General features: G+C 66.1%; 11 protein-coding genes and 1 pseudogene. 3 read left to right on the top strand and 9 right to left on the bottom strand.

What is annotated here, in order from left to right:
- Window positions 1–302, top strand: a 302-nt coding sequence (locus AB1609_06490; GenBank protein ID MEW6046112.1) for a hypothetical protein, incomplete at its 5' end; no start/stop codon positions are given.
- A 5-nt stretch (window positions 303–307) separates the two neighbouring features.
- Here AB1609_06490 and AB1609_06485 read toward each other — a convergent pair.
- The 9 genes and pseudogenes from AB1609_06485 to AB1609_06445 form a co-directional block, all read right to left on the bottom strand.
- Window positions 308–577 (bottom strand): annotated as a pseudogene (locus AB1609_06485) (RidA family protein).
- 241 nt (window positions 578–818) lie between these two features.
- Window positions 819–3,008 carry a DUF3604 domain-containing protein gene (locus AB1609_06480; GenBank protein ID MEW6046111.1) on the bottom strand — a complete coding sequence of 730 codons (2,190 nt, stop codon included), beginning with the start codon at window positions 3,006–3,008 and terminating at the stop codon, window positions 819–821.
- A gap of 28 nt (window positions 3,009–3,036) precedes the next feature.
- Window positions 3,037–3,825 (bottom strand): ABC transporter ATP-binding protein, encoded by a 789-nt coding sequence (locus AB1609_06475; GenBank protein ID MEW6046110.1) that lies wholly within the window; start codon window positions 3,823–3,825, stop codon window positions 3,037–3,039.
- Window positions 3,826–3,839: 14 nt separating this feature from the next.
- On the bottom strand, window positions 3,840–4,691 hold the full coding sequence (locus tag AB1609_06470) for an ABC transporter permease (protein ID MEW6046109.1): 852 nt from the start codon (window positions 4,689–4,691) through the stop codon (window positions 3,840–3,842).
- 22 nt (window positions 4,692–4,713) lie between these two features.
- A complete protein-coding gene (locus AB1609_06465; GenBank protein ID MEW6046108.1) occupies window positions 4,714–5,712 on the bottom strand; it encodes an ABC transporter substrate-binding protein in 999 nt (332 codons plus the stop codon).
- A gap of 38 nt (window positions 5,713–5,750) precedes the next feature.
- Entirely contained in the window at window positions 5,751–6,587 is an 837-nt protein-coding gene (locus AB1609_06460; protein ID MEW6046107.1) for an IclR family transcriptional regulator, read from the bottom strand.
- Window positions 6,588–6,927: 340 nt separating this feature from the next.
- Window positions 6,928–7,215, bottom strand: a complete 288-nt coding sequence (locus tag AB1609_06455; GenBank protein ID MEW6046106.1) for a PfkB family carbohydrate kinase — start codon at window positions 7,213–7,215, stop codon at window positions 6,928–6,930.
- 23 nt (window positions 7,216–7,238) lie between these two features.
- Window positions 7,239–8,243, bottom strand: coding sequence for an NAD-dependent epimerase/dehydratase family protein (locus tag AB1609_06450; GenBank protein MEW6046105.1), 1,005 nt, complete (start codon window positions 8,241–8,243; stop codon window positions 7,239–7,241).
- A 12-nt stretch (window positions 8,244–8,255) separates the two neighbouring features.
- Window positions 8,256–9,287 carry a class I SAM-dependent methyltransferase gene (locus tag AB1609_06445; protein ID MEW6046104.1) on the bottom strand — a complete coding sequence of 344 codons (1,032 nt, stop codon included), beginning with the start codon at window positions 9,285–9,287 and terminating at the stop codon, window positions 8,256–8,258.
- A 754-nt stretch (window positions 9,288–10,041) separates the two neighbouring features.
- On the opposite strand from AB1609_06445, the gene AB1609_06440 reads away from it, so the two are divergent.
- Together AB1609_06440 and AB1609_06435 are read left to right on the top strand one after the other, a co-directional pair.
- Entirely contained in the window at window positions 10,042–11,268 is a 1,227-nt protein-coding gene (locus tag AB1609_06440) for an ROK family transcriptional regulator (protein ID MEW6046103.1), read from the top strand.
- A gap of 180 nt (window positions 11,269–11,448) precedes the next feature.
- A partial coding sequence (locus tag AB1609_06435) for an extracellular solute-binding protein (GenBank protein ID MEW6046102.1) occupies window positions 11,449–12,053 on the top strand: 605 nt, incomplete at its 3' end.

Below are 12,053 nucleotides of genomic sequence, written 5' to 3'. Positions count from 1 at the left end.
AGCCACACAACCGGTTCAACCTGGCTGAACGTGCGCCGCAGGTGCTCGCCTGGGACGGTGGGCAACTGGAGCTGCCGAAGGGGCCCGACCCGTTCACCCAGACACCGCTCGTACTGGAGGTGCGGGAGGCCGAGGTGAAGGGGAAGGACGAGCAGGGCCGCCCGCTGTGGGTACGGGTGGGGCAGCGCGACATGCTGCTTTTCCCGCTCGAGGCGCTCGCCGAAGAGCCGGCGACGGTGGCCGCTTTCTACGCCGCCGTACTGGGCAAGGAGGCTCCTGTCCGGCGGGAAGTGACAGCTTAGGGCGGTCAGGGGCGAGCGGTCTCGGCGGGCTGCTGAGGCGGGCTGGCGGTCGCCACCACCTCGATCTCGACCAGACTACCGAGCACCACGAGGGCCTTGACCACCGAGGTGCGGGCGGGCGGATCGGCCGGGGCCCGGTGGCGGTAGGCCGCGTTCGTGGCCTCAAAGTCGTGAGCCCGGGCCAGGTAAACCGTCGCACGGCCCACGCTCTCCAGGCCCAACCCGGCCTGCTCCAGCGTCTCGCGGATGCGATCAAGGCAGGCTTCGCTCTGCCGCTCCGTTTGTCGGGGCGTGCTAGATGACGCCGGCGAGGGGTGTCAGCCCGGACACCCACACCAGGCTGCCGGCGCGTACCGTCCTGCAGGTGGCAGGCTCCGATCAGGCTGGCCCGCCCCGCCATAGGGGGATGCCGGCCACCCGTATCCTTTACACCGTGCCACCCTTTTTCGTAAGGTCACCTGTTGTCATTAAAAACCCGATCAGCTCGGCCATGACGGGCCGGTCGGTTCCACCAACTCACGCGCTCTCCTTTCGCACCGTCACGAACACCGGGCTGCTCCAGGCCATCTCGCCGTCGACTTGAACGACCCTCGCGTAGTAAGCGTGGACCCCGTCCGGCACCTCGTGGTCGACGAACTCTGCCGTCACGTCTTTGGGAGGTGCCGATGCAGCGCGCCAGATGCTCACGTGCTGGTCGACGCCTCCGGCCTCCCACCGGCGGGGATGGCGATCGATCTCCCCCAGCCGGCAATCGAAGGAAACGGGCGCGGCCTCGAAGTGCAGCCACGTCGCATCGTCTCCCTCTATAAGGAGTTCGAGGCCGTCGAAGTCCCCCGCCGTCATGGAGCGCCAGCGAGCGTGGCTCTCGTCCCACTCGAGCACCCCGTGCAGCGGGCAGTCGAAGGCAAACGAGCTGACGCCGACCAGCCGCCCGTCCTCGATCCGCAGCTGGCCGTCCCAGTTGGTTTGGCGTCCCCGCCCGCGCACCCGGGCGCCACCCCACGCCACCCGGATCCGCACCGGGCGGCCGGCGTCTACCGGTGCCGAGACCACGTTGGCCAGCGTGAGGCCGTCCCGCACCAGATCGACCCTCTCGACAGGTGCCGTACCCATCACGGCCACCTCCAGCCGGGGCGGGCGGGAGGTGGTGTACTCTTCTCCCATCCAGTGCCCGTCGGCCATCAGCGACAGGACGATCCGGGCGCCCGTGGTCGCATAGCAGCGCCGCGCTCTCAACGCCTCCCAGATGCCTTCCCGGGTCAGCTCCCGGGCGTAGACCGCCGCAAGCCCGCCCCGCACCGCAAATTCGTCGGCGGTGGCGGCGCTGGCCCCCGGGCGGCCCGTGTGATCGTCGCTTCCTCCGATGGCCCCCACCCGGTAGCCCCGGGCCAGCGCATCCTGCAGCAGCCACTCGAAGTGGCCGTGGGTGGAACAGACCTCCACCACCGGCTCCAGGGTCGGGTCGAAGAAGTCCAGGTTGGCGTGCCGACCGCCGACGTGGGGGATCACCATCACGTCGTGCCGCCCGTGGAACGTCTTGAGCAGCTCCGACAGCGGATAGCGGTCACTGTCCACGTCGGAGCGGTCCTCGACCTGCCAGTGGCTCGAACGGTGAAGCTCCGGGTCGTCGCCGAGGAAATAGACGTTGTGATCGCCGCCTGCCGGGGTCGTGCCGGACCACTCGTACCCGTGGAAAGTTACAAACCGGCCAGGCGCGTAAAAGGCCCTCACCTGCTGGCAAAGCCGATTCCAGAACGGCCGGGTCACCTGAAAGTCATTGGCCGCATGGGCCGCAAAGTCCAATCCCGCCACGTCCCTGGCAAAGCGGAAGTAATCCTCCACACTGCCCGTGCCGACCGTCTCCTCGCTCTGCCCGTGGATGTCGCCCCAGAAGAGTCGAAACGGGCTCTGGCGCACCCGGCAGAGAATCGGGTTGCTCTCCGCAGCCAGCCCCCCGTCCGCCCTTGCCCGAAGGCGCCATACGCCAAGTTCGAGCAGCACGACGCCCGATAGCCGGCGCACCCCTCCGTCGGCCGGGCCGAACCAGCATGGTAAGCTAAGTCCTCCGGCGCCTTCTACGGTCACGACGCCGGAAAAGCCTGCTGCCGGATTGCCCCACCGATCCTCGGCCCGCACCAGCACCTCGAATGCTTTCCCGGGCTCCACTTCGGAAGGGGCCTGGAGCACCAGGCGTGCCGGGGGACCGCTGACCACCTCGAGGGTGGTGTGGCCGGGCACCTCGACGAAGATGCCCGTCTCGAACGATTCCACCAGAACCTTGAACTCAAACTTCCGTTCACAGAACGTCTGGGCCCGTGACCCCTTGCTGCCGCGCCGGCGGTCGCCCAGTATGATGAGAACCTGGTCGCCCTCCTTCAACGACCCGTCGTAAATCCGGACGACGAGGGTGTGAAACCAGGGACGCAGGTGACCCTTGGGATCGTATGATACGGATGCCCTGGCGTCGCCTCGTACCTCAACCGTCACGTAGTCGTCCCCTTTGGGGTCGAGCGACTGCGGGCGGCCCCAGTCGCTGGCGAGGCGCCAGGCTACCTTCAACCGGCCGCCGCTGTCGACGCCGTAGCGGCCGACAGTGTAAGTGATGGTCCACGTTCCGTAACTGCCAGCCTGCACCGGGCCTGAGGGCGAGATCGTGGCATATCCATACCAGCGCGCGCGTTCTGCTGCGTCCAATTGGGCTCCCATATAGCCGAAGTGCCTCCTCCGTCGTAAGTCAGCAGGCTTGTTGTACCATCATCTGGTTTACTTCGACCGAGAGGCTTTGAAAGATCTTCTCCTGCAGCCGCACCAGCTCCGGCGCATACAGGTTGCGGGGTCTCGAGAAGTCGATGGCGAAGACTTCCTTGACCGAGGCGGGACGGGCTGAGAAGAGGAAGATGCGGTCGGCGAGGCTTACCGCCTCCTGCACACTGTGGGTGACGAAAAGAATGGTCTTGTGGGTCTCTTGATGAATCCGTACCAGATCCCGGATCAGAAGGCTACGGGTCTGGGCATCCAGAGCCCCGAACGGCTCGTCCATGAGCAAGACGTCGGGGTCGTAGGCAAGCGCCCGGGCAATGGCAACCCGCTGCTTCATACCGCCTGAGAGGGTGTGGGGGTAGGCGTTTTCAAACCCGGCCAGCCCGACGAGGTGAATGTACTCCATAGCTCGCCGGTTGCCCTCCTTCAAGGGCACCCCGGCGATGTCGAGCCCGAAACGGACGTTACCCAGGACGGTCTTCCAGGGAAACAGAACGTATTCCTGGAAGACGATACCCCGATCAGGCCCCGGCCCCTGGATGTCCCGCCCGTCCAGCCGGAGCCGTCCCGAGATGGGTCGCTCAAAGCCCGCGACCATGTAAAGAAACGTGCTCTTACCGCACCCGCTGGGGCCCAGGAGGACGGCGCACTCCCCAGCGTGGATTTCGAGGTCGAGGTTCCTGAGGGCGACTACCTGGCGCCCATCGTGGGGGCTGACGAATGTCTTGCTTACGCGCTCGGCGACAATCTTGGCAACGCCCATACCGTCTACTCCATCTACTCCATTCCCCGGACGAGGCCCCACCGCTGCAACGTGCGAACCTCAAGTGTCCCGAAAAGGAGGTTTTCAAGGAGAAAACCCAGGATGGCCAGGACGAAGATGCCGGCGTACATCACCTCAACCTGCAGAAAGGTGCGCGCTTCGAAAATCATCAGACCCAGGCCATAGGCTGTCGCGGCCAGCATCTCTGCGGCTACCAGGGCCCGCCAACCTGAAGAGAGTCCCAGTTTGAGGCCGGTGATGAGGTGCCCGAGGCCTGCTGGCAGGATCACGCCGAAGAAGAGCTGCCGGGTGTTGGCACCCATGATACGAGCTGCCCAGAGATGCTTTTGATCCACGGAACGCACGCCCATCGCAGCGTTGTAAATGATGGGGAAGATGGCCGTAAAGAAGACGATGAAGATGGGTGTCGCGTTACCGATGCCCAGCCACAGGATCGCGATCGGCACCCAGGCCAGGCTGGGAATCGGGATCAGGATGCTGAGGATGGGGGAAAAGAAGGCGTGCGCACGCGGTGACATTCCCACGAGCGTGCCAAAAGGCACTGCGACCGCCGCGGCCAGCAGAAACCCTACCCCCAACCGGTAAAGGCTCAGGGCCATGTGGCTCCACAGGATGTAGCCGCCCTGTGGGCCGGCCATCTGAATGACAGTGGCGACCACCCGAGAGGGAGGGGGAAATAGCACGGAGCTGACAAGCTGGAGCCGGGCGAGGGCCTCCCAGATCACAGCCAGTGTGAGAATCGGCCCAATGAAGCGCACGGCCCGGCGTCCCAGCGTCAGGGGCAGGGGCCATCCGGGACGGACCGCCCCCACCCCCGTTCCCATCTGTTCCCGAACAGTGCTCATGCCAGCCGTCCTCCGAGGCTCTTCACTGTTCGGTGAGGGCGCGCTCGACCACTAGCTGCATGGCTTGCGCGAGGGGCCTCGGGTCGAACGCCACCTTCCAGTCGATGTTGGCCGGAGCCCTGTTCTCCCTGACCAGGAAGCGGTGAACCTCAATGGTGTCACGAATGAGGAACGGGTGCAGCCACGGTTCGTAACGGTCGTGCTTGAGAGCCTGCGTATAGGCGGTCGCGGGGATGTCGATACCCCGTTCGGCCAGTGCCTTCGAGATGATTTCGGCTGCCTCGGCCGGTTTCTCAGTCATGAAGGCCAGGGCCTCAATCCAGCCGGCGAGAAATCGAGCGACCAGATCCGGGTTTTTCTCGACCCACTCGCGGCGTGCCACGACCCACACCGGGTTGGTCACGTATCCTTCAAAGTCGAAGATCTCCCTGGCAATGCCTTTTGCCACGAGAATGGCGGGAATGGGCTCCCAGTAAATGACCGCGTCGACCGACCGCGACTCCATCGCGGCAACGGCGTCCGCATCGCCGACATCCACGATCTGGAAGTCCTTGATGTTGTAACCCCGCGACTGGACCCACTGCAAGAAGGCGGTGTAGTTGCCGGAGCCGACCTTGATGGCCACCTTCTTGCCTCGAAGTTCATCCACGGTCTTGATGGGAGAGCCCTTGGGCACGACCACCCGATACTTGCCGCCACCGTATTCGTCGCCTGCGATGATCACCAGGTTGCGCCCGGCCCGGGCCAGCGCGGTCACGGCGGGAGAGACACCCAGCTCGGCGACGTCGATGGCGCCGGCAATGAGGGCGTCTCGGGCCTCAATCCCGGTGGCGAACAGGACCGACTGCACCGTAACGCCGTAGCGCTCGGCGAACTTCCCCTTGGTAAAAACGATATCCTCCGGGGTCAGGCGGTAGGACCATCGGACAGTGCCCGATGGCGAGGCCGCCCATCCCAACGCCGACACGGCGACAACAAAGAAAACCAGCACGATGCCCAACGCGATGCTGCGCCGAAACATGACGGAGCCCTCCTCGTCCTTTCAGAAAGGCCGGATGTTTAGAATGGTCCGGGTTCGTCCGACGTGATCCCCTCGCTGCGTTCCGTAGGGCATGGCGAAGCGGAACCGGCATGGGATGCGGCCGAGGCGGACTGAGGCACGTACCCCAGCATCCGGGAGATCTCCGCGGCGGCCTGCTGAAGTCGCGGAAGCTCTTGCATAGCGCGTTCTCGCGTCCACCGGCTGTCGGGGCCGGAGATGCTGAGCGCTGCGGCTACGGATCCGGTGTGGTCCCGTATCGGAACTGCAACGGTGCATGAGCCTGGCACGACCTCTCCGCCCGCCAGCCCGTATCCGCTCGACCGAATGGCCGCGAGTTCTTCCCGGAGCACGCCGTTCCGATCCGCTTCTCGCAATAACTCCGTCACCACCTCCTCGGGAGCGTAGGCCAGCAGCAACTTGCCGGGGGCTCCGGCGACAAGGGGGTAGGGTCGACCCACCTCAACCGTCATGCGGATATCGTGGGGGCTCTCGAGCTGTTCCAGGTAGATCCGGGTTCGGCCGACCCGCACGCTCAAGCCCACCGTCTCTCCCGTGACTTCCCTCAGGCGACTCATGTACGGAAGTGCGTAACGGCGCAGGTCTATCTGGCGGAGGTAACCACTCCCCCACTGCAGGGTCTTGTAGCCGAGCGCGTACGATCCCGGCGGGCCCTGCCGTTGGACGAGACCGATGGACTCCAGGGCCAGCAACAGCCGGTGCACCGTGCTGGAAGGCATACCCAGACGCCGAGCCAGCTCGCGTACGCCGACGGGCTTGCCGGCTACGTTCAGCGCATCGAGGAGCGCCGCTGCCCGTAATAGCGACCGGTTCTGTCCGTGTGAAGCGCGTTCCATAGCTTGGGACACTGTCCTATATATGGCCTGTGTCATTCGACCTGCTGTTCTTGGTTCCTGCTGCATGGGGGAAAAACACTGCCTATCACCAACCGGCGCCAGTCACATATATCCGGCGGACCGGGCCGCGGCGCAGGCACGGTACTCTCGGGAGCTCGGCTTTCCTCTCCCTGCGCGCCGCGGCTTTGACGGGGAGCGTCGTGGACCTGGGGCGAGCTGGAAGGATCTGGACCGACCGGGGGCCCACGTCAGGGTGACCGACCTGCCGGCAGGCATGATCAACATCGTGCTCGGGCTGGCGTCAGCGCGCCGCGGTTCTGCTGGCCCGGTCGCTGGGTTGTTAGGCCAGCGGAGGCGGCCACCAGCATCGACCCCCAGTCGCCCCCCGGCCGCCCACCGAGATGACCGTGCCCGCGGTGCCGCCCACCCGGACGAACGAGGGTTCAACCCTCGACGTGGCCAGGTGTTCGACGAGACGGCGCTCCGCCTCGTCGTTGCCCGCCCTGCTCCCGACGATACACCAAACTCCGAACCGGGCCAGGCCGCAGGAGATGTTGACTCCTGCGCCGCCCGGCCGCTCCTTCATGGCCAGGGCCGGCACGTCGCCCGAGCGAGCACCGTTCGCCATGCACCCGGGGCGGAACCGGGTCGTCAGATCGCACGGACGACCGCGTCCTCGGCGGCGTAGTCAAAGTGGGAAGGGTCAATCTGGGCCGGAGGATGCGCCCGCTCCCAGTCCACGGTGCGACGCAACGCCTCATCCTGTGACACGCTCTCTGAGTAGCCGAGTTCGACCCGGATCCGGCTCGTGTCTGCCACAAGATCCTGCGATGGGTCGATGTGGAGCAGGAGGTGGGCGGGCATTCTCTCCCGGGGGAGAGTGACGACACGGCCAGTCCATCCGGCGACCCTGCCAATGCGGGTCACCCATTCGGCCAGGGTGAGCGCGGTGGGTTCACCGACGTTGTATATCCTGCCAGCGGCGCGGTCGCTGACCGCGGCAAGCGCGATGGCGGCGGCGATATCTTCCACGTAGCCCCTCGTCCAACGCCACCGGGCTTCGTCCCGCTCGAGGAGGATGAACGGCCGCCCGTCGTCCATGCGTTTCAGGTAGTCAAACAGGCGGTGCTGGTAGTCACCCGGTCCGTACACCATGGGTAGGCGCAATACCGTTCCCGGAAGGTCGGGTTGACCCATGACCACCCGCTCGACCAGGATCTTCTCGTAATCCTCAAGGCGGCCGCCCGAGCCGCGATAGGGGAAAAGCCGCTCGCGAAGCGGGGCCTCCTCTCTGAGCGGAACGGGGTCGGGGGGTCCGGGCTCCAGATGGCGCAACCGCCCGTAGGCGCGGTAAACGTCCTGGCTGCTCACCGCCACGAGCCGGCGCGCAAGCCCTTTGAAGGTAAGCACCACCGAGCGTGCATCCGGCTCCGTCAGCGGCACCATGTCGATGACGGCGTCGGGCGCCAGCTTCTCAAACACAGGCCTGAACCCGGGTAACTCCCGCCGGTCCCCGTGGATATGTTCGACGCCACCTGGCAGCACCGACTCGGCCTGCCCCCGGTGGAAGACCGTCACCTTATGACCGGACGCAGTGAGCCGGGCCACCACGTGAGGCCCGATGAACCTCGTACCGCCGATGACGAGGAAATGCACGACCCCACCCCCTCACTTGACCGCCGTTATAGGGGTGTCAAGGTATTCTGGGGCTTCCATGCGAACCACGGCGCGCACGGACGGGCCGAGGAACGCGTCTATGTCTGCCAGTCTGCGGGGGCGGGAGGCGGGGGGAAGTTCGTCGAACACCCGGGCGGCGAACGCCCTGCCGCTGTGCGTGGGGGTTACGGTGTGGAACCCAGCCTCCGCAAGCCATCTCGTGAGCGTGCGGCACCCGGGCTGAACCAGGGTGCAGGTAACCGCCTCGGCGACGATCGGCCGAATTCGTTCCCACCCTTCCTCGGTGAGGCGGTCCACCGGCAGGGTGGTGCCGGCGGCCGAGGTAGCTAGCGGCGCGATTCGATCGCCGGGGAACAGGATGCGGGAAACCTCTTCAGGCGGGGCCTGGAGCCGCAGGCCGAGGTGCACCACGGTCTCACGCTCGATCTGGCGGTCGTAGAGAACCATGTGGGTCGTCTCCTCTGAAGGCGCCCACACGTAAAGCTCGCGCTCCCGCCCGCCTCGATAGCGGTCAAGAGATTCATAGGAGATGCGGAGCCGCGCCCCGGGGCGCAGCACCCGGTAGAGTTCTCGCAATGCGGCCCGTGGGTCGGGCGACTGCTCGATTGACGAAGCGGCCGTTGCACCGTCGAAGCTGGCATCCGGGAATGGGAGTGCCGCCCCCGCCACCACGTGAACGAACTGCGCGTTAACGATTCCGAGGCGGCGGGCATTTGCCTGGCAAACGTTCACCCGGCGACGGGAGGCATCCACTCCGGTGACGCTCCGGACAAACGGCGCCACGAGGAGAGAAGGCCAGCCGTCTCCGGGCCCAAAGTCCAGGATGCGGCCGCCTCCGACGACCGCCGCGAAATCGAGGATGGCCCCTCGGTCCGCCCAGTGACTCCGGTCGTCCGGGTTGAACGGTACGTACAGAATTGGGAGCGATTCGAACGATTGGGACGGCATGTGCTCGTACAGCAACTCATCCGAGGTGACGGGCTTGGGGTTGAGTTCAGCGAAGATCCTTTCCAGGAGCTGCACCGGACGTCCACCCTCCCTGGAGTATAGGGAGCCTCCACAATCTTCCTCTCTGTTCTTTCCGGGATGGTTAGGGCTTGATTGCGAGCAGGGCGGAGACGATGACGTCAAACCTGAACTGGCCCGAGGGTTGCACCATCAGAAGTCGGCGCCGCAACTCCGACTCGAAGCGCTCGACCTGGCTCCCGAGCAGGCGCCGGGAGGCGTATGACGTGGAATAGAGGTAGCCTGCCGTGTCGTCGATGGTCCAGTCCCGTTCGTATTCATAGCTCCAGGGCTCCAGCGCCGCGAAGGGCGATCGGGCCAGAACGACCTCGTGGCGCTCCGCCGGGTGATCCGGTGAAGTGGTGGCCCAGGCGCTGCCCCCTTCGGCGTCATGCTATGCCGGTCCTTTCCGGGCGCAGGGCGTTGGGCCTGTTCGAGTACCTTTTGCTTTTGAGGCAACGACCCCATTTCGAGTACCTTTCTTTTGAGGCAAGGCGCGGGCTTGACAGCGGCCGGCGTTGGCACCTACGATGAGGATGCGTTCGGTGAGGCGTTTTGTGTCGGGCACTTCCTTCGTGGGTCGAAGGAACTTCGCCCGTAGCGAAAGCGCTATCGTGGCGAAGTCGTGCCCGGCGCTTTGGTAGGGCTCGGCTCTGCCCCGAAGCGCCGGACGCCGTACGAGACCTTTTCAGGAGAAATCCGGCGGCCTGAGGCGCCCGGTGGGGAACGGGCGTCCGTTCACACGCCGTCCGACGGTCGGGAGGGAGTCCATATGCTTCGATACCCGATGGAAGAACGACAAGGCGCGATGAACCCCGGGCCGCGCACCGGTAACCCGGCTATGGCCCGGGAGATGAACCGCTCCCTGGTCGTCGACGCCCTCCTGCGGGCGCAGCCCCTTTCCCGCACCGATCTGGCTCGCGCCACCGGCCTCAGCCAGTCAACCGTCTCCGTGATCGTCGAGGACCTGTTGAAGCGGGGGTACGTCCGAGAGACCGGCCTGGGCGCCTCCAGCGGCGGCCGCAAGCCGGTCCTCCTTGAGCTCGCCCCGGACGCCGCCGTGGCGGCCGGGCTCGAGATCACGCCCCACCAGCTCATCGGCGTGGTCACCGACGTCTTTGGCCGCATCCGTCACCGCCAGGTGGCGCCGGTCCGGTCGTCCGGCGGCATGGTGCCCATCCAGCCGATCCTCTCGTTTCTGGATGAGCTGCTCACCGCCCCTGACGTCACCCGGGAGCGGTTGGTGGGCCTGGGCGTGGCCACGCCCGGGGTCGTCGATCCCGAGACCGGAACCGTTCGGCACTCCCCCAACCTGGGGTGGCGAGAACTCCCCCTTGGCAGCCTTCTCCAGGAGCACACCGGGCTCAGGACCCTGGTCGAGCGGGACGTGAAGGCGGCCGCCTGGGGCGAGCACAGCCGCGGCGCCGCCCGCTGGGTCGACAACGTCGTCTACCTCAAGGTCGTGGCCCGAGGCATCGGCGCCGGCGTCATCCTCAACGGGCGGCTGTACGCGGGCACCAATCGCCACGCCGGCGAGCTGGGGCACATCGTGGTCGACCGGTCGGGGCCACTGTGCGAATGCGGCAACCGGGGATGCATCGGCAAGTTCCTCTCCAACGAGGCGTTCCTCGATCGAGCGGCGGCGCTGTTCTCGGATCCGCAGATCGGCTTCGACGGCGTGCTCCAGGCGCTTTCATGGGGAGACTCCCGCGCGCGGCGGCTTGCGCGAGAGTTCGGGGAGTATCTCGGCTTCGCCACCGACCTGCTGATCAACACCTTCGACCCCGAGATGGTGGTCGTAGGTGGCGAGTTGATAGCTCTCGGCGAGGCGTTTCTCGGCCCGGCCCGGGAGCTGGCCCAGCGCAGCCGGCTCGTTCCCGAGGTGCGGTTCCAGCTGGTTCCGGCGCTTCTGGGCGAGAATGCCGGCGTTCTCGGTGCCGCCACCCTGGTGCTGGAGAGCCAGAAGGAGTACGTGATTCAGACCCGCCCCTGGATTTGAACCTCCGCCAGATGGGAGCTGGCCCTGGAGGGGGGTGAGAGCGGTAACCGGCGATAGGGGACCCGGTGTGCGGCTGTGTTGTCGTCTGGCGACCCGTGGTACAGCTTTCAGTCGTGCAAGATGGAGGTCAGGAGAGGACAGGGCTTCGAAGCCCATTGCCCAATGGGAGGGGAGACGCTCATGTTTCTCGCGAGAAGGACCCGCAGCGCACGGGCCCCGGCGGTGGCCTTGGCCCTGCTCGTCACCGTCCTGGTGGGCTTCGTGACGGTGGCCCAGGCGGCCCCGGTCAGCATCGAGGTGTGGTTCCACTCGGGTAAGGGCGAGGAACGAGCCGTGCTGAACGCCCAGGTCCGGGAGTTCAACGCCATGCAGGACGAGGTCTTCGTCAAGGCGGTTGAGCTGCCCGAAGGGAGCTACAACGACCAGGTGAACGCTGCCGCCCTGGCGGGCCAGCTTCCCGACCTGCTGGACTTCGACGGGCCCTTCATGGCCAACTACGTGTGGTCGGGCTACCTCCGGCCGCTCGACCCGTTCATCAGCGACGAGCTCCGGGCGGACCTGCTCCCCTCGATCGTTGCCCAGGGGACTTACCCGCCCGACGGCAAGATCTACGCGCTCGGCACCTTCGACTCGGGCCTGGCGATTTGGGCGAACAAGGCCTATCTGCAAAGGGCCGGCGTGCGCATCCCCCGCGGCGTTGAGGATGCCTGGACCCGGCAGGAGTTCGAGGATGCCCTCGCGAAGCTGCAGGCATTGCCCGAAGTCAAGCACGCCCTGGACCTGAA

This window comes from Bacillota bacterium (assembly GCA_040754675.1).
Lineage (GTDB): Bacteria > Bacillota > Limnochordia > Limnochordales > Geochordaceae > Geochorda.
This window is presented reverse-complemented; position numbering and strand designations above follow the sequence as displayed.